General features: G+C 46.1%; 24 protein-coding genes and 1 pseudogene. 18 read left to right on the plus strand and 7 right to left on the minus strand.

Annotation, left to right across the window (positions count from 1 at the left end; translation table 11 throughout):
• Positions 1-862, minus strand: an 862-nt coding sequence (locus tag AZ66_RS15215) for an MFS transporter (protein WP_044355600.1), incomplete at its 3' end; no start/stop codon positions are given.
• 235 nt (positions 863-1,097) lie between these two features.
• Between AZ66_RS15215 and AZ66_RS15220 the strand changes: the two genes are divergently transcribed.
• From AZ66_RS15220 to hisC, 3 genes and pseudogenes are all read left to right on the plus strand, one after another.
• Positions 1,098-1,694, plus strand: a complete 597-nt coding sequence (locus AZ66_RS15220) for a TetR/AcrR family transcriptional regulator (protein WP_044355601.1) — start codon at positions 1,098-1,100, stop codon at positions 1,692-1,694.
• A 69-nt stretch (positions 1,695-1,763) separates the two neighbouring features.
• A pseudogene (locus tag AZ66_RS15225) lies at positions 1,764-2,469 on the plus strand (Type 1 glutamine amidotransferase-like domain-containing protein).
• Between the two features lie 150 nt (positions 2,470-2,619).
• On the plus strand, positions 2,620-3,699 hold the full coding sequence (hisC, locus tag AZ66_RS15230; RefSeq protein ID WP_044355602.1) for a histidinol-phosphate transaminase: 1,080 nt from the start codon (positions 2,620-2,622) through the stop codon (positions 3,697-3,699).
• 84 nt (positions 3,700-3,783) lie between these two features.
• Here hisC and AZ66_RS15235 read toward each other — a convergent pair whose 3' ends face one another.
• Both AZ66_RS15235 and AZ66_RS15240 read right to left on the minus strand, forming a co-directional pair.
• The gene (locus tag AZ66_RS15235; protein ID WP_156159977.1) at positions 3,784-4,467 is read right to left on the minus strand and encodes an SRPBCC domain-containing protein; all 684 of its coding nucleotides are present in this window, start codon (positions 4,465-4,467) and stop codon (positions 3,784-3,786) included.
• Between the two features lie 28 nt (positions 4,468-4,495).
• Positions 4,496-4,813: an ArsR/SmtB family transcription factor gene (locus tag AZ66_RS15240; protein ID WP_269433089.1), complete on the minus strand. Its 318-nt coding sequence runs from the start codon at positions 4,811-4,813 to the stop codon at positions 4,496-4,498.
• A 223-nt stretch (positions 4,814-5,036) separates the two neighbouring features.
• Here AZ66_RS15240 and AZ66_RS32710 point away from each other — a divergent pair, with 223 nt between their 5' ends.
• Both AZ66_RS32710 and AZ66_RS32715 read left to right on the plus strand, forming a co-directional pair.
• Positions 5,037-5,321, plus strand: coding sequence for a hypothetical protein (locus AZ66_RS32710; RefSeq protein WP_231586888.1), 285 nt, complete (start codon positions 5,037-5,039; stop codon positions 5,319-5,321).
• A gap of 41 nt (positions 5,322-5,362) precedes the next feature.
• A complete protein-coding gene (locus tag AZ66_RS32715) occupies positions 5,363-6,025 on the plus strand; it encodes a phosphotransferase (protein ID WP_231586889.1) in 663 nt (220 codons plus the stop codon).
• 94 nt (positions 6,026-6,119) lie between these two features.
• Here AZ66_RS32715 and AZ66_RS15250 read toward each other — a convergent pair whose 3' ends face one another.
• Complete coding sequence (locus AZ66_RS15250; protein ID WP_044355606.1) at positions 6,120-7,076, minus strand: helix-turn-helix transcriptional regulator; 957 nt, start codon at positions 7,074-7,076, stop codon at positions 6,120-6,122.
• A gap of 121 nt (positions 7,077-7,197) precedes the next feature.
• On the opposite strand from AZ66_RS15250, the gene AZ66_RS15255 reads away from it, so the two are divergent.
• The 6 genes from AZ66_RS15255 to AZ66_RS15280 all read left to right on the plus strand — a co-directional run bounded on the left by AZ66_RS15255 (position 7,198) and on the right by AZ66_RS15280 (position 12,177).
• A complete protein-coding gene (locus AZ66_RS15255; RefSeq protein ID WP_044355607.1) occupies positions 7,198-8,067 on the plus strand; it encodes an SDR family oxidoreductase in 870 nt (289 codons plus the stop codon).
• A 170-nt stretch (positions 8,068-8,237) separates the two neighbouring features.
• On the plus strand, positions 8,238-8,918 hold the full coding sequence (locus tag AZ66_RS15260) for a DUF2625 family protein (RefSeq protein ID WP_231586890.1): 681 nt from the start codon (positions 8,238-8,240) through the stop codon (positions 8,916-8,918).
• Positions 8,915-9,919: a Gfo/Idh/MocA family protein gene (locus AZ66_RS15265; RefSeq protein ID WP_044355609.1), complete on the plus strand. Its 1,005-nt coding sequence runs from the start codon at positions 8,915-8,917 to the stop codon at positions 9,917-9,919. Before AZ66_RS15260 ends, AZ66_RS15265 begins: the two co-directional genes overlap by 4 nt.
• Positions 9,916-10,581 carry an HD domain-containing protein gene (locus AZ66_RS15270; RefSeq protein WP_442950298.1) on the plus strand — a complete coding sequence of 222 codons (666 nt, stop codon included), beginning with the start codon at positions 9,916-9,918 and terminating at the stop codon, positions 10,579-10,581. Before AZ66_RS15265 ends, AZ66_RS15270 begins: the two co-directional genes overlap by 4 nt.
• Positions 10,571-11,473 carry a phosphotransferase gene (locus AZ66_RS15275; RefSeq protein WP_044355610.1) on the plus strand — a complete coding sequence of 301 codons (903 nt, stop codon included), beginning with the start codon at positions 10,571-10,573 and terminating at the stop codon, positions 11,471-11,473. The genes AZ66_RS15270 and AZ66_RS15275 overlap by 11 nt, the downstream gene beginning before the upstream one ends.
• Positions 11,474-11,502: 29 nt before the next feature.
• Positions 11,503-12,177 carry an O-methyltransferase gene (locus AZ66_RS15280; RefSeq protein WP_021260200.1) on the plus strand — a complete coding sequence of 225 codons (675 nt, stop codon included), beginning with the start codon at positions 11,503-11,505 and terminating at the stop codon, positions 12,175-12,177.
• Positions 12,178-12,308: 131 nt separating this feature from the next.
• Here the strand turns inward: AZ66_RS15280 and AZ66_RS30635 are convergent, their stop codons facing one another.
• Entirely contained in the window at positions 12,309-12,476 is a 168-nt protein-coding gene (locus AZ66_RS30635; RefSeq protein WP_442950299.1) for a MerR family transcriptional regulator, read from the minus strand.
• A 34-nt stretch (positions 12,477-12,510) separates the two neighbouring features.
• The gene (locus tag AZ66_RS15285; RefSeq protein WP_044355611.1) at positions 12,511-13,392 is read right to left on the minus strand and encodes a LysR family transcriptional regulator; all 882 of its coding nucleotides are present in this window, start codon (positions 13,390-13,392) and stop codon (positions 12,511-12,513) included.
• 128 nt (positions 13,393-13,520) lie between these two features.
• Here AZ66_RS15285 and AZ66_RS15290 point away from each other — a divergent pair, with 128 nt between their 5' ends.
• The 4 genes from AZ66_RS15290 to AZ66_RS15305 all read left to right on the plus strand — a co-directional run bounded on the left by AZ66_RS15290 (position 13,521) and on the right by AZ66_RS15305 (position 17,210).
• Positions 13,521-14,417, plus strand: a complete 897-nt coding sequence (locus AZ66_RS15290; RefSeq protein ID WP_044355619.1) for a DMT family transporter — start codon at positions 13,521-13,523, stop codon at positions 14,415-14,417.
• 226 nt (positions 14,418-14,643) lie between these two features.
• Positions 14,644-14,988 (plus strand): YojF family protein, encoded by a 345-nt coding sequence (locus AZ66_RS15295; RefSeq protein ID WP_044355612.1) that lies wholly within the window; start codon positions 14,644-14,646, stop codon positions 14,986-14,988.
• 66 nt (positions 14,989-15,054) lie between these two features.
• Positions 15,055-15,711: a bacillithiol biosynthesis deacetylase BshB2 gene (gene bshB2 / locus AZ66_RS15300; protein ID WP_044355613.1), complete on the plus strand. Its 657-nt coding sequence runs from the start codon at positions 15,055-15,057 to the stop codon at positions 15,709-15,711.
• 248 nt (positions 15,712-15,959) lie between these two features.
• Positions 15,960-17,210, plus strand: coding sequence for a PD40 domain-containing protein (locus AZ66_RS15305; RefSeq protein WP_044355614.1), 1,251 nt, complete (start codon positions 15,960-15,962; stop codon positions 17,208-17,210).
• Positions 17,211-17,321: 111 nt separating this feature from the next.
• On the opposite strand, the gene AZ66_RS31900 is transcribed toward AZ66_RS15305, so the two are convergent.
• A complete protein-coding gene (locus AZ66_RS31900; RefSeq protein ID WP_052648534.1) occupies positions 17,322-17,855 on the minus strand; it encodes a hypothetical protein in 534 nt (177 codons plus the stop codon).
• Positions 17,856-18,089: 234 nt separating this feature from the next.
• Here AZ66_RS31900 and AZ66_RS15315 point away from each other — a divergent pair, with 234 nt between their 5' ends.
• From AZ66_RS15315 to AZ66_RS30645, 3 genes are all read left to right on the plus strand, one after another.
• Positions 18,090-19,055 carry a sugar phosphate nucleotidyltransferase gene (locus AZ66_RS15315; RefSeq protein WP_044355615.1) on the plus strand — a complete coding sequence of 322 codons (966 nt, stop codon included), beginning with the start codon at positions 18,090-18,092 and terminating at the stop codon, positions 19,053-19,055.
• A gap of 5 nt (positions 19,056-19,060) precedes the next feature.
• Entirely contained in the window at positions 19,061-20,356 is a 1,296-nt protein-coding gene (locus tag AZ66_RS15320; RefSeq protein ID WP_044355616.1) for a UDP-glucose dehydrogenase family protein, read from the plus strand.
• A 55-nt stretch (positions 20,357-20,411) separates the two neighbouring features.
• On the plus strand, positions 20,412-20,519 hold a 108-nt coding region (locus AZ66_RS30645), incomplete at its 3' end, for an NAD-dependent epimerase/dehydratase family protein (RefSeq protein WP_156159978.1).

A 20,519-nucleotide genomic window follows, 5' to 3' on the forward strand; every position in this document is an offset into this window, starting at 1 on the left:
CCAACGCAAGGCTAACTGCAATTGCAAATTGACGATACAGCGGCATGTTGATTGTAAGTGTGCCGAAGATAAGACCTGCCAAGCATGATCCGATTGCGTAGACAGACAGGACGTAGCTGGCTGCAATGGTGTTCCCCTGCTGTTCGGCAAAGGCAACACTTACAACATCCACGGTTCCAAATATCGTGCCGATTGCAGCAAGCGTAAGAGCAAGCAAGCGCAATGCACCGATCTTGAACACAGATCCCTGACTCGTATTGCGTTGTGGCTGTACTGCCGGTTCACTGCTCTTGTGCAGCGTAAATAGAACAATGCCAAATGCCATAAATAAGCACGCGGCGAGAGGTCCAGCTTCCGGGAAAACAGACACGCATAATCCAACGGAAATGACAGGGCCGATAATGAAGCAAATTTCATCGACGACGGATTCAAAGGAATAAGCAGTGTGCAGTCTGGGCGATCCCCGATACAGCTCCGTCCAACGCGCTCGCACCATTGCGGGCATGCTGGGCATGCAGCCAGCCATTATCGCGAACAGAAAGAGCGTCCAATCAGGCGCTCCTAATCGCGCACATAGCAAAAGGGCCGATATGGAGATAATGCTTATCGCTGCTGCGGGACGAAGAACTCGTGATTGTCCCAACCGGTCAACCAATCGAGATATTTGCGGGGCAAGCAGCGCCGAAGCGAAGGCAAAAGTGGCAGCGATGGCTCCAGCGAGACCGTATTCTCCGCGCATTTGAGCAATCATGGTAACCAAGCCGATTCCAGTCATAGAGATCGGCATTCTAGCGATAAATCCTGCGGCAGAAAAAATAAAAGAGCCAGGAGCAGCGAATAATTCTCGATAAGCACGTAACATATTACAATGATCCTCCTTGCTGATATAGGGTGGTTTTCATTTACATACGAAGCGTATGCAATTATAATATTCACATACGCAGCGTATGTCAATAACAATCTAGGAAAAATACGGTATGAAATGTCTCGGATCTGTATGTTATAAATCTTGTTAATTTCAAATTTTATTGTAGAATAGAACGAAATATAAAACTGAGCTAGCATCGTGCAAACAGCATAACGGTGCAGGAGGGAACATGGTTCGAAAAGCAAGAAAAGAAATGATCGAGGAGACAAAGGGAAAGCTGCTTGAAGCGGCAAGAGAAGCGTTTGGAACAATCGGCTATGCCAATACGTCGATGGATGAGTTAACTGCTTCCGTAGGATTGACGCGAGGTGCGCTGTACCATCATTTTGGCGATAAGAAGGGTCTGCTTGCGGCAGTTGTGGAAGAAATTGATCAAGAGATGGATAATCGCCTTCACGATATTTCGAATGCGGCAGCAACGTCATGGGAAGGCTTTGTTGGTCGATGCCGTGCGTATATTGAAATGGCAATTGAGCCGGAAATTCAGCGCATCGTACTTAGAGACGCGCCTTCCGTGCTTGGGAATGGATTTACTCATCCTTCTCAGTCTCAATGCTTGGCGACAATGGCAACTATGCTTCAGCAATTTATGGACGAAGGAATCATTGCGGTTACGGATAGTCATGCATTAGCACGGATGTTGAACGGCGGGCTTATGAACGCAGCCTTCTGGTTAGCTAATGCTCAGGATGCGGAGAAGGAGCTGGCCGTTGCATTGCACAGCTTGGGAGTTGTATTAGACGGGTTGCGGATGAAATCAAATTAGCCGAATCGTTCACGTAAATTGATGAAATTTAATGAAAGCTGATCTACAAATGTTTAGGAGGTAACGAATATGAAGCAAATTATTGCAATGGGAGGCGGAGGATTCTCGATGGAGCCGGAGAATCCTCTTCTGGATCTGTATGTCTTGCAGCAAGCTAGTTCGGAAAATCCGAAAGTATGCTTTGTGCCAACAGCAAGCGGAGATGCGGATGGGTACATACAGCGGTTTTATAATGCATTTGGAGAGCATAAATGTGAGCCTTCCCATCTGTCATTATTCAAGCCACCGACGCAGGATTTGGAAGACTATGTGCTGAGCAAAGACATCATGTATGTTGGCGGCGGCAATACACGCAATTTGCTAGTGTTGTGGAAGGAATGGGGCTTGGATGCCATTCTGAAGAAAGCATGGGAGCAAGGCATTATTTTGGCTGGGTTAAGTAAGTGCTGGTTCCATCTGTTGGTTCGAGGAAGGAGTAACAGATTCAGTACCCGGGGAGCTGACCGGATTAACTTGCTTAGGTTTTTTGCTGGGAAGCAATTGTCCGCATTTTGATGGGGAGCAAGACCGGAGACCCAGCTATCATCGGTTAATGCAGGCAGGCAAGGTAGGAGACGGCATAGCTGCCGACGATGGGGTAGGCATTCACTATCTGGATCAGGATATTCATCGTGTGATCAGCTCCAGACAGCATGCAAGAGCCTACTGCATAGAATCTAGAGGCGGAATCATAACAGAAAACGAGCTAGTTCCTGTGTTCTTAGGTGAATCATAGGTGACACATAGGAATGACATAGGAAAACAAAGTGAAACAAAGAGTAGCAGAGAGTAGCACATAGAATCTAGAGAGATCTAAAAAAGTAAAAACTATAAAAAGAATAGAAAGAAATAGAGAAATATAGAGCCTAGAGGAGGAGGGAAGGCGATGAACAAATATTGGAGTGATTTGGCTAAGAGGCTTGTGCCTTATGTACCTGGTGAGCAGCCTCGGGATCAGAAATACATCAAGCTGAATACGAATGAAAATCCGTACCCGCCGTCTCCGAACGTGTTGGCTGCTATCCGGGAGGCCGCGCAGGATGAGCTCAGATTATATCCGGATCCGACATGTAAGGAGTTAAGGCAGATCGCTGCTGGCTATTATGGTTTGCAAGAGTCGCAAATATTTGTAGGCAACGGTTCAGACGAAATTCTTTCCTTCGCCTTCGCTGCCTTTTTCAATCCAGGAGAACCGATTCTCTTCCCAGACATCACATATAGTTTCTATGAGGTGTATGCGAACTTCTACGGTCTGGAATCTATTCGAGTACCGCTGGATGAACATTTCCACATTCCGCTGGAACCGTTCCTGCAAGCAAATGGGGGCATCATTCTGCCAAACCCGAATGCGCCTACCGCGATTGAAGCGCCGCTTGACAGGATTCGCTCCATATTGGAACAAAATCGAGAACGTGCCGTCATTATTGATGAGGCGTATATCGATTTTGGCGGTAAATCTGCGGTGTCTCTTATTGCTGACTACCCGAACTTGCTCGTTGTTCATACTTTATCGAAATCTAGATCATTAGCCGGCCTGCGTGTCGGAATTGCAATGGGAAGCGAGGAATTGATAGAAGGACTCGAACGCGTGAAGAATTCCTTCAATTCGTATACGTTGGATCGATTGGCACTCGCTGGTGCAATTGCTTCATTTCATGATGAGCCTTATTTTCAAGAGATGCGGTACCGAGTCATTCAAGTGCGTGATAAGACAGTTGGACAGCTTCGGCAATTCGGCTGCACGGTGCTGGACTCTAAGGCTAACTTCGTGTATGTATCCCATCCCGATATCTCAGCGAAAACCATGCAGTCGCGATTGCGAGCGCAGGGGATACTCGTACGCCATTTTATGATGCCTCGAACGGAACATTTTCTAAGAGTGTCAATTGGAACAGAAGAAGAGATGGAGCAATTTGTTGAAGCCTATGAAGTTATCTTGAAGCAGATGATCGGGTCAACCCCCTAAATATTCCATGCATCATTCAAATAGAAGAGCAGATCGTTAGATAAATAAACGATCTGCTCTTTTTCAATTCTATCGGAATGATGCTTATGCGCAATATGGAACCGGATAGCTGCCAATGCTGCAAGTAATGCTAATGATATCTCCGTTACGCCATACGGTTAGACTAACTTGCTCATCAATCGCCAGTTCACAGATGGCTGCTTCCAAGTCTGAGTAGCTGGAAATGGTCGTGTTGTTGATGTTCACTAGGATGTCATCAGGTTGGAGTCCAGCAACAACGGCTGGGGAAGAGCCCTTAACCGATAATACTTTGGAGCCAAGCGGCTGCCCGTCTTGCGGATGAACCGTCATATGCTGAATGCCGATCCATGTTCTCCACATTTTATCTTGTGAATCCTGACCGGTCTCGTATACGCTCTTCAAGTTGTGAAGGAAGAGCAGGGTTCCATACGCCATATTGTCGGCAATCGCTTGTCCCGCATCTCCAAAAGGAAGTTCAAGGCGGTACTCGGTTGAAACCCGAACGCCAGCAGCCTCTTGGGTAAGTGTGGTAATGGTCAACGACATATCTTCGCCTTGCAGAATGAAATGCTTGCCGTGTTCAATTTCAGTAATGATACCTGAAGTGCTCGCTCCCCATCCATGATCCAGTTCCATTCGACCGCCAACACGGAAATCAACACTTGCTTCCTTGGCATACCACCGAGTTAATTGCTCTGCTTCTGTTAATGCGCTCCATACCTTCTCAAGGGGGGCTTCGATCAGCATATCTCTTTTCACGGATTGTAAGCCATTATTAGTTTTCCTCACCTTCCAAAAATGTTTTGAGTCGAGTTAAGCGATCTCCTAATATGTAACCCATATCTTGCAAAAGGGATTGATATGCAGATTGCAGCAAGGCTTGCTCCAAACGGTAAATTCGATATTTCCCTTGCTTCTGCTCGTTGATCACTCCTTCTTCTAATAAAATTTGCAAGTGCTTTTTAACGGCGGGTTGAGAGATGTCGAAAAACTGAACGAAATCCGATTGCGTTCGATCTCCTTGCGCAAGCATATGAAGAATCGTCCTGCGTGTCGGGTCACTTAGAACACGATAAATATCCGTAATACTCACCTCACATATAACCGTATGGTTATATGTTGTTCAATGAATAAACCTTTGTCAACAGAATTGTTAACAAAATTTGCATTAAATTTGGTAATATATCACTAGTGTGCGGCTGTACCTGTAAAAGGTTTGTTTAACAATTAGGTATTTTCAAAACAGAAAGGCAGATTAATAGGATTCCGTGTCGTTTGAATAATTTGAAAATATTGCTCGCGAGGGTGACCAGACTATGATTACGAAAATGCATGTGGAGAACATGTTGCAGGAGTATATGGATGATACAGTTGAATCCTATCGATTAATTGATAATAGTTGGGAGGACGAACACCGATATGTCGCGATCGTTAAGACGACGAGTGGAGAAAACATCGTTTTAAAGTGCTATAACAATTCGTATACGGATAGCAGCAAGATCGCGGGATGGGCCCGGTTAGCTTCCGTGTACCGCCGAAATGGCATTGCTACGCCACAATTTTATTGTTCGAAGATTGGCGCTTATGGGTCTCTGTCATAACAATCGGCAATAAACAGTTTCATTACTGGGCAGAAGATTTCATGTCTGCTAAGACGTTAGATGATTTGGAGATCGACTTGGAGGATTTGGGTTCCGAATTTCTGTATCAAGTGGGAGCCTGCGTTGGAAGTATGCATTCTGCTGCGAAGCGTGAGGGGATTGAATTTACATGGAGCAGCCCGTATGTTCTGCTGGATCCGGATGAGGAAAATTACAATGATGCGCTGACATGGTATGAGAAGCTGAGGCATTCGCCAGCAGATGTTCGATTGGTAGAAGAAATATGGGAGATATACAATCGCAAGCGCGAGTATTTAGAGGCTATATTTCCATCTTTGCCTGCAGGCGGTGTACAAGGTGATTTCTCGACAAATAATATATTAGTGAATGAAGAGAAGGGATTTGCAGGAATAATTGATTATAATTTAGCGGGCAATGACAAATTCGTGACGTATATGATGCAAGAGGGTATTTTTCTAAGCTTTGAATGTTACCGGGAAGAATGGCTGGATCGGGAAAAATGCGCGTATATGGAGCAACGCTTTAAGCATTTTTATATCGGTTACACCCAGCAATACTCATTAACGGATGCGGAACGGGGTGCCGTTTCTATACTGTATAACATCATTCGGCCATTCCGTATGGATAAAGTGGAGACGACGCTTCATATTGCAGAAGAGGGGTTATGGCAAGAAGTCAACTAGCGGCTGCGCTGGATGCATTACGAGCTGACTCGCGAAGATATATTGGCATTCTTGGAAAACTAGCAGTAGGAGAGGGAGATTACAATGGATTGCTCTATTGATCTCCCTCGTATGCTGTAAACATATTTCGTATTTCACTTCTGACTTTGTCTCGCAGTTCTGCGGGTTCAAGAGCTTCCATTGCAGCACCGAAGCTAAGGATTATCTCTGCTGCAGAATCAAGCGTATGGAACTCGACGTCTACGCATGCCCAACCGTTATGATCGGGTTCAATATGCAGCAATTTCACATATCGTTCATGCTTGAGACGTTGGAGTAAATCATCTCTTACTCGAATTCGTGCAGGATAGCGAGGCAGGGTGGATGTAAATTGCTTCGTGGATTCCTCCCAATAGCGAGCAAGATCGAATCCGTCAGGACGAGCAAAGGCTTCATTCGAAACTTCTGCGTAGCGTATCCGTGAAATGCGATAGCTGCGGAATCCATCTTCTACTTGAGCCACGACATACCAAACCCCTCGTTTGGCAACTAATCCTAGCGGCATGATGTCTCGAACCACAGTACTGTCATGACGTTCATAGGTGATGCGCAGCTTATGCTGCATCCATACAGCCTCATGAACGATAGATAAGCATTGAGCAGCCTCTTCCGTTTGGCGCCATCCCGCTCCATCGATGTGTATACGTTCTCTAGCGATGTCGGCGTCTCTCCTCATTTGAATCGGACTTGCGGCAAGCAATTTATGATAAGCATTATCGAGTTCTTGTCGAAGGCCGAGATCATCTACTAATGACGACGACTTCATTAAGAGCAATGACATCAATTCTTGCGGCTTCATTCCCGTCAATTGCGTTCGATACCCTTCTGACAAGGACCACCCTCCGTAGGAACCACGCTCAGCGTAGACGGGGATACCGGCGATACTGAGTGATTCCATATCCCGCATAATGGTTCGTTCGGAGACCTCTAATCGGTCGGCGAGGTCTCGGGTTGTCATCTTCCCGTAGCTTTGCAGCATGAGCAGAATCGACAGTAAACGATCAGCTCTCATACAATCTCATCCTTTCTTAGTTGCAAGGTGATCTTAGTGTATCATATCCAATATGACACAAGCTGTCATATAAGTCCCGATATAATGAGATCGAAGACAAGTCGATTGAGGAGGACAATTCATGAAGCCATTACAAGACCATGTTGCGGTAGTAGCAGGAGCAACCCGAGGGGCAGGCCGTGGGATTGCGGCGATGCTTGGAGAAGCTGGAGCAACCGTATATTGTACGGGGCGGAGCACGCGATCCCTCCAATCCGATATGCAGCGCAGTGAAACCATTGAAGATACGGCAGACATCGTGACGGCTTACGGGGGAGTCGGAATTCCAGTGCGCGTGGATCATACGAAGGAAGAAGAAGTGAAGGCTCTCTTCGATCGAGTTCGCTGGGAACAGAATGGCCGTCTTGATATATTGGTCAATGATGTATGGGGAGGAGACCCATTAACCGAATGGGGAACGCCGTTCTGGGAACATTCGCTTGAGGGCGGTCTACTCATGCAGGAGCGTGCGGTTCACTCGCATATGATCACAAGTTATTATGGAGCTCCGCTAATGGCAGCGCGTAAGCAAGGGCTCCTTATTGAGATTACGGATGGCGTTGACTATCGTTATCGCGGCAATCTGTATTATAGTTTAGCTAAGGTGTCAGCAATTCACTTAGCAGCAGCGATGGCGGAAGAATTGCGCCCACACGGAGTAACTGCCGTTGCGGTTACGCCTGGATTTTTGCGTTCGGAAGCGATGCTTGAACTCTTCGGAGTTACGAAGGAGAATTGGAAGGATGCGGTGAAGCAGGATCCGCATTTCATTATGTCGGAAACACCGATGTATGTCGGAAGAGCAATTGCTGCGCTTGCGGCAGATTCGAACAAAATGGAAAAAGCGGGACAATCCCTTAGCTCGTGGGGGTTGTCTGACGAGTATGATTTCGTAGACGAGGATGGGAACCGACCTCACTGGGGTAACTATGCTGCAGAACTTGGACTGTAATCTGTCATACGGCAAGGGGAGCCTACCATTTCAAATTCGAGGCATTCATTTGATTGACGGTCTTGGTTCATATAGCGCATAGTAAGACAGAGAGATGAAACTGTGAAGCTACTAACGCTATTTGCACTTTCTATCAACCAGAATATCATATCTGAGAAGGGGATGAGATATTGAGCAGTAATGTGAATGGTGACGTGAACGTGAATGAGCAGACATGGAACGAGATACTCCGTATTTTTGACGAAGGAACCAACCGCATTAACGTCTTGTTCGTTGATCCTGTACGAGCACAGAATACAGTATCGAGTCTGAAAGTAAGCGAAAATAGTTATATAGGCGCGATTGCGCGTCATTCTGGGGGTGTCCTGGTAGATGGAGGTTGGATTAAGCTGCTTGGCTCTGGGAATGACGCTGTATTCGGCGATTTAAGAAGTTGGAATGGCTTTGGTAATGACATTGGCATCACTCTGCTACATGGTGCATGCATAATTGCCTATGACTTGGCAGGTGGTTTCTTTGCCTTGAATGGCGGCTGTTTCGCTAGTGAAGGACATAACGTCTATTATTTTGCCCCGGATACATTAGAGTGGGAGGATACGGAATTGTCTTACTCCGATTTTTGTGAGTGGCTGGCCAACGGGGACTTGGAGCTTTTTTACCGAACATTCAGATGGAGTGGCTGGGAAAACGATATAGCTGCGCTGAAAGGAACTGATGCAATCAGTTATTATCCACCGTTATGGACGGAAGAAGGCTCGGCGGAACGCAGCAGCAGAAAAGCTGTCCCTGTTGCCGAATTGTGGAACTTATACATACAACAACATGCGAATGGAATGGAGAACGAACAATGACGAAGAACAAGATCAAATTAGCAGTTGTAGGTTTAGGAAATATGGGGAATTACATGATTCGAACCATTTCCAATCCAGGGTTGGCAGAACAGGTGGAACTGGTTGCGATATGTGAAGCGAATGCGGGTGCACGTGAACAATATCAGAAGGATTACCCGCATGTGCAGTTCTATACAGACTATTCCAAAATGATAGAAGAAGTGGATATCAATCTTCTATACGTATCTGTCCCTCCTGCCTATCATTATGATATCGTATGCGCGGCATTACGCAAAAAAAATCATGTCTTCTGTGAGAAGCCGCTTGCTAACAATTTACAAGAAGCTGCTGAATTGCTCAAGCTGGCAGAAGAAGCGAACGTTGTTCATGCTATTCATTTCTCGATGCCACACGAGCCATCTGTGAAACGAATGGAGCGGATGATTAAGGAGCAGGCCATTGGAACGCTCCGCAGTATGGAGCTTATCCTGCATTTTCCGACGTGGCCGCGCAGTTGGCAGCATAATAGCTGGATTTCGACACGAGCACAGGGTGGATTCGTGTTAGAAGTAGGTGTTCACTGGATTAACGTTATACAGAAACTGTTCGGCACGATTACGCATGTACAGAGCGAGTTGGAACTGCCAGCGGATGAAGAACGCTGTGAAACAGGGATACGCGCAAAAATGCTGCTGAACAGTGAGGTTCCGATCTATGTGAATGGCTTATCGGGCATGGCAGGTGCGGAACGTGTTTCTCTTGTTGTTTATGGCAGTAAAGGCACAATTGCCCTTGAAAATTGGAGTGAGCTGCATGTTGGAGCAATTGGACTGCCACTGGAGAAAGTTGCCGTTGAAGAAATCGAACAAACACCGATAGTCGCTCAGGTCATTCGGGCTATTCACGGAGAGCATGCCGATTATTTCAATTTTCGTGATGGGTATGAAGCTCAGGCAGTTCTAGAGGCGTTGCGGCATCCGGCGTCGCCACAGCTTGCGGACATTCGGAAGGCAGTAAAATGAAGATGAACGAGGAGCAGCAAGGATGGATTGAACGAGCAGAGCAATATGTCCACGCAGAGCTGTGCCACGACAGCAGCGGGCATGATTGGTGGCATATTGTTCGGGTAAGGCGCCTGGCAGTCCGCATCGCAGGTGAAGAAGGAGCGGACGTGCTCATATGTGAAATGGCGGCGCTGCTTCACGATGTGGCAGATGCCAAGCTTAATCCGGATCATGACAGCGGCTTGCAGAAAGTTGCGCAGTGGCTGGAGTCAAATGGCGTCGAATCAAAGATTCACGACAAAGTCCTCTCGATCATTGCGAATATGTCTTACAATGGCGGTCATAATCCACCGATGGACTCGCTTGAGGGACAAGTCGTGCAGGATGCAGACCGATTGGACGCAATGGGGGCAATCGGAATCGGACGCACATTCGCATATGCTGGATGGAAGGGTCACCTGATGCATGATCCCTATCTTGCTCCTAGGGAAGCGATGACCGAAAACGAGTATAGGCAGCAGCCTTCCACGGCCATTAATCATTTCGCCGAGAAGCTGTTAAAGCTGAAGACGCTCATGAATACAAATAGCGGCAAACAATTGGCTCATAAGCGTCATCTTGTTATGGAAGAGTTCTTGGAGCAATTTCATAAGGAGTGGAATGCAGAAGATGATAATTGAGCCGTGTTGGAGCAGTTGGATCAGTACGCTGGAGCGAGCCTATTCAATTGGAGAGGTCATTCGTATCGAACCGTTAGCTAAGGGAACGAGTTCAGATGCCAATCTTGTTGTGGCAAGCGAAGGGAAATACGTGCTGCGCAAGCTGAGAAACGAGCTTCAAGGAGAGACAGAGTATGAGCTTGCGAATCGACTTCAATCCTATAACATTACACCTCCAATCCTTCTTGCAGCGGAAGATGTTTGTGTCAAGTTGGATGAAGCTCATTACAACCTTCAACCTTATATGGATTCGATAGCGCGCGAGGAGATCGACTATTTTGAATTGGGACAAAAGGTGGGGCAAATGCATCTTGCCATGCAGCAGGAGGATAACATCCCGGAACAGCCAGATCGATTCGACTTGGGTGTGACATGGAATCGAGTGCAAAAGCGATACCATGATGAGGAAGCAGAATGGCTGCGTAAACTCAACGCCCCAGTCACGCAAGCAATTTCCTATCAGCATGAGAAGAATGGTATGATTCATGCCGATCTTGGCAAGTGGAATATCATTTATACGCAAGCAGGATACCGTATCATTGATTTTGGTGAAGCGCGTGACGGCAATACTCATTTTGATCTTGCTGCCCTGCTGGATTCTAGTGTGAAGTGGACTGGCGAACAAGAAGATCGTATTGGGTCATTGCACAGTTTCATAGAGGGATATATGCTATACGGGAAGGTAGATGCGGACTTACTGCTAGAAAATATCCACCTCTGGATCATGAGAGGGGTGGTTGTGATCATAGATCGTTACGGTCTAGAGCAGCGTACCCTTCAATATTGCAGCAGGAGTATGCAGAAGTTGACGCATATGAAAGAGAATGTAGAACGTCTCTATCTAAGCAGGTAAGAGTATATGAGTCAATAGGAGGCACGGACATGAATCAACAAGATACATGGACAGCAGTTGATCATTTCTTTAATCAGCAACTCATTCCTTCCGATCCTGTGCTGGAAGCGGTACTGGCTGCAAATGCCGCTGCAGGCTTGCCGGCTCATGATGTATCGCCCAATCAAGGCAAACTGCTGCATCTTCTGGCCAAACTTCAAGGTGCTCGAATGATATTAGAAATCGGCACATTAGGCGGCTACAGCACGATATGGTTTGCCCGCTCACTGCCGCAGGACGGCCGGGTATACACGCTGGAAGCCAGTCTCAAGCATGCCGAAGTCGCACAATCGAACCTGCTGAATGCAGGCGTTGCGGATAAAGTGGAGATTCGAACAGGACTTGCAGCTGATTCGCTTGCTCAGCTTGACGAGGAAGCGCGCGGCCCCTTCGATCTTATTTTTATTGATGCAGACAAGCAGGGCAATCCGGAATATTTGAAATGGGCCTTAAAGCTGTCTCGTCCGGGAACGCTCATTATCGGGGACAATGTCGTCCGCGGCGGCGCTGTCGTAGACGAGTATAGCGATGATCCAAGCGTATTAGGCGTGCGCAGCTTTTTCGAACTGATTGCTGCGGAGCCTCGCTTAAATGCTACAGCGATCCAAACCGTTGGAAGCAAAGGCTATGATGGATTTGTTATGGCGTTAGTAGTCGAAGCTTGAATGTAATGAAGAAGAGCCTTGTTCTCAATTGAGGCAGGGCTGTTTTTGTGCTGTGCAGCTTAGGACTAAGGAGTTGGCCGCTGATTCTGCTGCACAGTATAAATAGTACGATAAGCGTTCAATGTTCGCTTTCAAACCGTCTTGTCATCCAATAGCTTATTAATCTCTTCAAGCGGATTATCCAATTCGCGATAGAACAAGATTTCCTGCAAACGTCCAAGCTCCCTCATCCCATACAGCCAATAACCGGCATCAGTGATGTCAATGGGCAGGAGGAGCCCTATTTTGTGATAGCATATAGAGCCTTGATGGAATCAGAACAGAATCTGATTATCAAGGCTCTTCTTTATGACAAAACAACTCCTGAGCTGTTCGTATGAACAATTGAACGGCAAGAGAACATTCCGTAAGGGAAGGGGCAGCTAATAAGATCTCTCTTCGTACCATCGGATCGAGCTCGCGTGTCACAATATGAGGAGGTGTAGTAATCAGCGATAATTCTGATAAAATGGCCACTCCCAGCCCTTCCTGGATCATATTGAGCAGAGCGCCCGTGTTATGAACGACAAACTTGATATTCATGCTGGTCTCCGTCTTCTCAAAAATGTCAATGATGGGGATTTCATTACCTCCCTTGCAAATGATGAGCGGTTCATCATTCAAATCTTGAATGCAAATAATGGGCTTGTGACATAAGGGATGATCTTCCCGCAAGAGTGCAATCATCTTGTCATTGTACAGTGGTATGGTCTCAAATTCGAAACTAGGCTCTGTAATAATGCCAATGTCTATCTCGCGTGAAGCCAACCATTTTTTAACCTCGTTTATTGTCCCTTCATGTAATTCGATTTCCAACTGAGGAAATCTGTGCTCGATACGGCTAATAATCTTAGGCAAGAAAAAGGCAGATGCGGTTGGAAATGAGCCAATGCGGATCGTGCCTATCTCCAATCCCTTTTCAGCAGCAGCCTCTTGTTCCAGCTTCTCAATTCCAATCATAATGTCGCGAATATGGATGAGCATGCGCCTTCCTATATCTGTAAGAAGTATGCCGTTCTTTCGATCACGAATCAGAAGAGTAACGCCTAGATCGGCTTCCAAGCTTGAAATGGCACGGCTAACTGCAGGCTGCGTCATATGAAGAATATCTCCGGCTTTTGTAAAGCTGGAGGTTTCAGCTACGGTCAAAAAAGTACGCAATTGTGTAATGGTCATAACGATTTTGATATGCTCCTTATAACAATGATTCATTTTATTTATGCACATAAACAATATAACATGATACATGGAGGTGTAAGTAAACTTTTACAGATAGAATGGTGGGGAAGGAATGGATGAATATGATGAACCAGCTGTCCAAACATAAAACGATTTTGCTGCTTGTCTTTCTTGTGATTATGTGGGGCGTGAACTGGCCTTTGACGAAAATAGGCCTCCGGTATGCGCCTCCATTGCTGTTTGCGGGGCTGCGTACCTTTATCGGGGGGATCATTTTGCTCCTGCTTGCGCTGCCGCGATACAAAAGCCTACGGCTCAAGGAAACGTGGCCCATTTATTTAGTGTCTGCCTTTTTGAATATTGTGCTGTACTATGGCCTAATGACATTCGGCCTGCTCTATACGCCTGCAGGGCTTTTTTCAGCAGTTGTATTTCTTCAGCCTGTCTTACTAGGCGTGTTTTCATGGCTATGGCTGGGCGAATCGATGCATCCGAGGAAAATGTTCGGCTTAGTGCTTGGTTTCCTGGGTGTTGCCGTCATTTGTGCGTTTGGCATTATTGGGCATGCATCGGTGATTGGAATCGGTCTCGCACTTGGTACAGCACTTAGCTGGGCATTCGGAACCGTCTATATGAAGCGAATTAGCGAGCGTGTCGACTCCCTGTGGGTCGTATCGCTGCAGCAAACGATCGGAGGCTTGCTGCTAACGGGTTCGGGGGCATTCATTGAGAACTGGTCAGATATTGTATGGGACTTGTCGTTTATCTTGAATTTATTGTTTATATCTATTTTCGTCATCGCATTAGGCTGGCTGACTTACTTTGTGCTGATCGGGTCTGGGGAGGCCAGCAAGGTGGGGGCCTTTACTTTTTTAATTCCACTCATCTCGAATATCGCAAGTGTCATATTTTTGCATGAACAATTTACGTTCAATTTGGTAGTAGGACTTGTTTTCATTTTGTTCAGCATATACCTTGTTAATGTGAAGTCGAGACGAGAAAGGTCATTAGTTGCAAGCTAAAGCAGGGTTACGGTAGGATGCGGGTTGTTTTCTCAAATAGGTTTCTGTTTCATTAAGTGGTGAGTAATTCTCGCAGCTTGCAAAAGATAGGAAACAATGAAATCAATAGATTCTTGTTCTGTTGTGGAAGCACAATTGTGCGTAAGCTATAACTTTATATGATACAATGAGAACTGAAATTCATATCATAAAGTCAGCGGTTAATTGATCCATGGAGGAACGAATCATGCAACTTATACAACCAGATCGCGTTCAACAGCAGCTGCAAAGCTTACAGGATAAGTTGTTATATGCGCATCTTGAGATGACTACTGGTGCTTATGCGGCACATCGGGATAAATCAAAAATGACAGCATCCGTATTTTTTAAAAATGCCCCCGTCCGCTATTCACATGGCACATTGGCAGGAGCAGGGCCATACCGTATCGGCCTCAAGACCAATGAAGGCTGGATATATGCGGAAGGATTGACACATTGGGAGGAGAGCGACGACACACGTCTGATTATGGCGGGCCATGATTCGGAAGGACGATTGCTTGTCAGCTTCATGCTTAGTGTAGAGCCATTCTAGAAACGGTCTTCAACCTGCAATGTTATAGACGATTCATCATGTAGACAACTGAAGAGGGGACAACAAATGGAATCACAACAGCGAATTGTCGTCGTGCTGCCTCATCCTGATGACGAAGGGATTATAGCAGGCACATTGGCGAGACATATTCATCAAGGCATGCCTGTTACTTATGCATGCTTAACATTGGGCGAGATGGGACGGAACATGGGCAACCCTCTATTCGCTAATCGGGTGACACTTCCGCTCATTCGCAAGCAGGAATTGCTCGAAGCCTGCCAGCGGATTGGAATAGAAGATATCCGCATGTGGGGCTATCATGATAAGACGATTGAATTCGAACAACAAGAGAAGCTGGCGCGAAGAATTGCAGACTTGCTGGTAGAGCTTAAGCCGGCAATTGTATACACGTTCTATCCGGGTCATAGTGTGCATCCGGATCACGATGCAACCGGAGCAGCGGTCGTGCAAGCGGTGAAGCTGCTACATAAGAGCGAGCGCCCTAGGGTATTGTGCATCGCATTCTCTTCGAATCGCAAGGCTGTGTTAGGGGAGCCAAGCGTTGTGAATGATGTTAGTGACTTTGTCGAGCAGAAAATACACGCCATTCATGCACACCAATCGCAAGTGAGGTTCTTATTAGACAATGGAACGTTGGAAGATCCGGCATTTCGAGCTAAATATAGCAAGGAAGTATTCTGGGAATATCGGTTTGTCGATTAGTGCTTAACGCTAATTGCAAGAGTAATAGACGCTCGATTTATGAAGCTGATGGCAGCTTATAAATCGAGTGTTTCTATTTGTTAGGGATTCGCAGAGTATCATGAGGAAGATCATATTCGCTTGAATTTCTAAAAAGATAATCGACTAGAGTTACGGACGTTTTTGTAAATGTATCCATGCATGATCCGGCCAACACATATGCTGTTCGCTTCAGTGGCACACTAAGGAAAATGATAAGTAGGTGTGTCATGAGAAAGTGCATACAAGCCATAGTTGTATTCGTGCTGCTGTTCGTATGGTCGACACCCTCTAGTGGTTGGCCGACAAATTCGTCCTATACAGCTGCGTTTATTCGCAACAATGATTTATGGATAACTAGCGGCACACAAGAGACACAGATCACAACAGGGGAGTACATCCGGAATCCCAAATGGTCGCATGACGGGATGTGGGTCGCTTTTACAAAAGGCAAGGAAGAAAATGAGGTTTGGGTATACCATATGACTACGAAATCGCTTCGAAGAGTAGGAAAGGGTCAGAATATACAGTGGTCGCCCAAGCACAGCATAGTCGCCTTTCAAACTGATTACACGCTTCGAATGGCTAACGTGGATACACCTAGTACCCCAATTGTGACAACGATTGAAGACAACATCGGGAACTATGCTTGGAATCCGAGCGGAAATGGACTTTTGGTATCCACGCTCTCTAAGCTGCTGCCAACTGGGAAATGGGAGGATATATTATTATATCGGATTGGGTTAGACACCGAAACAGGTACACCCAGTAAAGAACTGTTATATCGGATATCCAATCAATCTGATGATTTCTTCGCCGTGTTAACCAGCACATTCAAATGGTCTCCTGACAGGAAGTGGATCGCCTTTATCGCTGTACCCACTGCGTCATTATCTGCAGATAGCAATACACTCTGCTTGCTGTCCTCAGATGGGACAACCTTTCTGAAAGTGGGAACCATGCTCCATGATGAAGAATGGTTCAACTGGGCACCAAGTGCAAATCGACTTGCTTATATTGCGGGTGAGGGAAGAGAAGCAACAAGCAACAAAAAATTGACCTTATTAAGCAGCTTGACACCATTGAAACAGCAAATCTATACTCCTGCAGGCAAGATAGACACTGGCTTCACTTGGCGCAATGATCGTACGATTGTTGTGTCGAGAGCAGACGAAGCGTTATGGTCAAGCGATGCGGAGAAGAGGCCGCTGCCTAGGCTTGTAAAGGTAGACTTTGATTCAGGGCAACAGGCGGTACTGTCGGATCCCTCCATGGGATTCGGCGATTATGCTCCTGTGTACGTGGAGGATGGAAGAAAGTTAGCGTGGATTCGAAGCAATCGTTCGGCAGCAGATGTAATGTTGTCAAGACCTGATGGAGAGAATGTGCATGCATGGATTCCGAATTTGACGTTAGGTACAAGTTACTTTGAGCGATGGAATTGGAGCAAGGTATTTCAACCTTATGGGACAAATGAATAGGTATTCCATTGGCAAGATGTCCCGATCTAATATCAGGGTTCTAGTCGAACGATGTAAAAAAGACGGGGAGTTCGCTCCTCGTCTTTTGTCTTGTCTATGTCGTAAACAATCTTATTTATCATCATCGTCGTCGTCATCATCGTCGCTGTCAGACTCATCATCGTCCTCATCATCATCATCGTCACTATAGGACTCATCGTCGTCATCGTCATCATCGTCGTCATCGTCATCATCGTCGTCATCGTCATCATCGTCGTCATCGTCGTCGTCATCATCGTCGCTGTCTGCCTCATCATCGTCGTCGTCATCATCATCGTCGTAACTGTCTGCCTCATCATCGTCCTCGTCATCATCGTCGCTGTAAGACTCATCGTCGTCTTGGTCATCTTCATCGTCGTAACTGTCGGACTCATCGTCGTCCTCGTCATCATCCTCATCACCCAATTTTATGCCAGTCTTCTCACCATTAACTAGTTCGACTTCGACATCCTCAACTTGATCCCAATCGATTTTTTCAAGAAAAGACGCAAGGTCACTGCCTTCATCTGCCTTAAATTCGACCTTCACGCCGTCGGCATATTCGACTTCAACGCTGTCGATATCCTCCAATTTTTTTATTTTGTTTATATATTCATTCTTACTCAATCGAATCAATCCTCTCTTGATTGAATTGGTAACATTATGAGCGTTCCTTCTATTCTATGTTCATATCCTGCAAAGGTATGGACAAATAAAAGTGTTAGAGTGTGGAATTTTATATGTTTGTAGTACAGATGACAACCGTATATTTTCATCTATAAAGCTCCAGATGCCCTTACTTGGGAGAGTTGAGAATCATATAGTGATGTATGGCTGTTAACTAATAAAGGAGCGAGCATAATGAAGGGGTTAATCCTCAGTGCTGGCAAGGGTTCACGGGTTCAACCATTTTCATTCACAACCCCTAAACCTTTGCTTCCCGTTGCCAATATTCCGCTTCTCTATTACTGCATTGAAAAGCTTATAGAAGTGGGGATACGAGAGGTTGGAATCGTGATTCAACCTGGACACCATATGTTATTCCAGGAACAGTTGGGAAGAGGGGAACGTTGGGGAGTAGAGATTACGTATATTTTCCAATATACGCCTCTTGGTATTGCAGATGCAGTTAGACAGGCAGAAAGCTACATTGGCTGCAGTGATTTTGTGCTTATGCTCGGAGATAATCTAATCACGGAGTCACTAGCTGGGCTCGTGGAAGTTGTAGCGCACAAAAAACACGACGCATGCATGCTTCTAGGACAGGTTGCTCAGCCGCAAGATTATGGAATCGTAGAAGTTAGGGATGATCAAGTAGTAGGGCTAGAAGAGAAGCCGAAGCATCCAAAATCAAATTTAGCTTCTCTCGGGGCATATGTGTTCACTCCGCAGCTATTTCAAGCTGTACGTTCGATATCTCCCTCTCCGAGGGGAGAATATGAGATTACACACGCGATTCAATGGTTGATAGACCATCAATGCTCGATTGGCTATACGATTACGGATAAGAACCATACTGATATTGGAACGATAGGACGATGGCTGGAAGCGAACCAATGGGTACTGGAAGACATAGGAGAGAAAGACCTCCATGAATTGCGGTTGCAATATCCCGGATGTCGCCTGATCCCACCGGTTGTAATCGATTCTACCAGTGAATTGAAGGACTGTATCATAGGCCCTTATGTAACTATCGGACCAAGAGCTAAGATCAGTCACTGCAGCATTGAAAACAGCATTGTGCTACAGGATGTCAGCATCACGAATGTACAACTTAATAATGTGATCGCGAATCAACACGCTATCGCATCACCGTCCGGGGGGTGAACAGCATGGATATTTTAGTAGTAGGTCTCGGGTATGTCGGAACAACGACAGCTCTTGCTTTTGCTGAAAATGGTTGGAAAATAGCAGGATTTGATACGGATCATTCAAAGCTCTGTTCCTTAGAGAAGGGAGATCTTCCTTTCTACGAGCCTGGTCTAGGAGAACTGTTGCAGAAGTATGTGGCTCAGGGAAACATCCAATTTGTAAGCGATGCTAAGGAAGCGATTGAGAAGCATCACATTCTTTTTATTTGTGTGGGTACACCGTCACGAGAAGACGGGAGTGCTGATCTAACATATATACAGCAGGTGTCCGAGTGGATTGGTGAACATATGCAGGAACACAAAGTCATTGTAGTCAAAAGTACGGTGCCAGTGGGCACTCAGAAATGTATCAAGGAATGGGTTGCTAACAAGCAAACCAAACCAATCTCATTCGACGTCGTATCCAATCCCGAATTCCTCCGAGAAGGCAGTGCACTTCATGACGCGCTCCATCCTGATCGAATTATTCTAGGCAGCGATTCGCAAGCTGCGGCCGATGTAGTAAGCAGCCTGTACCGAAGGTATACGTGTCCAATCATTCGAACAGAGCCATCTACTGCAGAGCTCATCAAATACGCCTCTAATGCTTTTCTAGCGACCAAAATTTCCTATGTAAACGAACTGGCCAGACTGTGTGATCAATGTGGTGTATCGATAACAGATGTAGCACAAGGGATGGGGTTAGATCCTCGAATCGGTTCTTCCTTCTTACGTGCAGGCATCGGATACGGGGGTTCATGCTTCCCTAAAGACGTCAACGCATTGCTGAGTTCGGCAGAGCAGTATGGCATCCATCTTAGCTTGCTAGAGAAAGTAGTTCACATTAATCGAACGCAGTATGCTTATTTTCTTACGAAGCTGACCGCGAAGCTCGGTACCCTTGATGGAAAAAAGGTCGCAATCCTCGGACTAACCTTTAAACCAGGAACGGATGATTTACGAGAAGCGCCTTCGCTAGCGATCATTACCCAATTATGGAACAGCGGTGCCACTATAAGCGTTCATGATCCCGTCGCTGCACTTCCTCCCAACTATCCAACAGTTCGGTTGACACAGTATCCCCATATTTTAGATGCATTGCACAATGCGGACGCAGCTATCATTTGCACCGAGTGGGCGGTATACGAATCAATGAATTGGAGTGAGGCCCTCCCTATCATGCGAACTCCTATTCTGTTAGATGGCCGAAATATGCTCAGAGCAAATGAGATGCTAGCAATTGGATATGATTATGAAGGAGTGGGGGGGCACAAGTAGAGAGAAGAGCATGAAATGTTACGTTAGAAATAGACAAGGAGGAGAGTAGTCGAATATGTATATACTGGTGACGGGAGCTGCTGGATTCATCGGCTCCCATCTCTGTGAACGGCTGCTGCTGGACGAACATGTACACGTAATTGGCGTTGATGGCTATATTGAC

Origin of the sequence: Paenibacillus sp. E194 (assembly GCF_000935845.1) — a bacterium.
GTDB classification, from domain to species: domain Bacteria; phylum Bacillota; class Bacilli; order Paenibacillales; family Paenibacillaceae; genus Paenibacillus_B; species Paenibacillus_B alvei_B.

Bases quoted from the DNA above. Each gene is read 5' to 3' on its own strand.
- AZ66_RS15290 (WP_044355619.1), top strand. From the start codon at position 13,521: ATGAACCAGCTGTCCAAACATAAAACGATTTTGCTGCTTGTCTTTCTT.
- AZ66_RS32715 (WP_231586889.1), top strand. From the start codon at position 5,363: ATGTCTGCTAAGACGTTAGATGATTTGGAGATCGACTTGGAGGATTTG.
- AZ66_RS15305 (WP_044355614.1), top strand. From the start codon at position 15,960: ATGAGAAAGTGCATACAAGCCATAGTTGTATTCGTGCTGCTGTTCGTA.
- AZ66_RS15235 (WP_156159977.1), bottom strand. From the start codon at position 4,467: ATGCTGATCGAAGCCCCCCTTGAGAAGGTATGGAGCGCATTAACAGAA.
- AZ66_RS15255 (WP_044355607.1), top strand. From the start codon at position 7,198: ATGAAGCCATTACAAGACCATGTTGCGGTAGTAGCAGGAGCAACCCGA.
- hisC (WP_044355602.1), top strand. From the start codon at position 2,620: ATGAACAAATATTGGAGTGATTTGGCTAAGAGGCTTGTGCCTTATGTA.
- AZ66_RS15315 (WP_044355615.1), top strand. From the start codon at position 18,090: ATGAAGGGGTTAATCCTCAGTGCTGGCAAGGGTTCACGGGTTCAACCA.
- AZ66_RS15295 (WP_044355612.1), top strand. From the start codon at position 14,644: ATGCAACTTATACAACCAGATCGCGTTCAACAGCAGCTGCAAAGCTTA.
- AZ66_RS15250 (WP_044355606.1), bottom strand. From the start codon at position 7,076: ATGAGAGCTGATCGTTTACTGTCGATTCTGCTCATGCTGCAAAGCTAC.
- AZ66_RS15270 (WP_442950298.1), top strand. From the start codon at position 9,916: ATGAAGATGAACGAGGAGCAGCAAGGATGGATTGAACGAGCAGAGCAA.
- AZ66_RS15275 (WP_044355610.1), top strand. From the start codon at position 10,571: ATGATAATTGAGCCGTGTTGGAGCAGTTGGATCAGTACGCTGGAGCGA.
- AZ66_RS15220 (WP_044355601.1), top strand. From the start codon at position 1,098: ATGGTTCGAAAAGCAAGAAAAGAAATGATCGAGGAGACAAAGGGAAAG.
- AZ66_RS15320 (WP_044355616.1), top strand. From the start codon at position 19,061: ATGGATATTTTAGTAGTAGGTCTCGGGTATGTCGGAACAACGACAGCT.
- AZ66_RS15280 (WP_021260200.1), top strand. From the start codon at position 11,503: ATGAATCAACAAGATACATGGACAGCAGTTGATCATTTCTTTAATCAG.
- bshB2 (WP_044355613.1), top strand. From the start codon at position 15,055: ATGGAATCACAACAGCGAATTGTCGTCGTGCTGCCTCATCCTGATGAC.
- AZ66_RS15265 (WP_044355609.1), top strand. From the start codon at position 8,915: ATGACGAAGAACAAGATCAAATTAGCAGTTGTAGGTTTAGGAAATATG.
- AZ66_RS32710 (WP_231586888.1), top strand. From the start codon at position 5,037: ATGATTACGAAAATGCATGTGGAGAACATGTTGCAGGAGTATATGGAT.
- AZ66_RS15285 (WP_044355611.1), bottom strand. From the start codon at position 13,392: ATGACCATTACACAATTGCGTACTTTTTTGACCGTAGCTGAAACCTCC.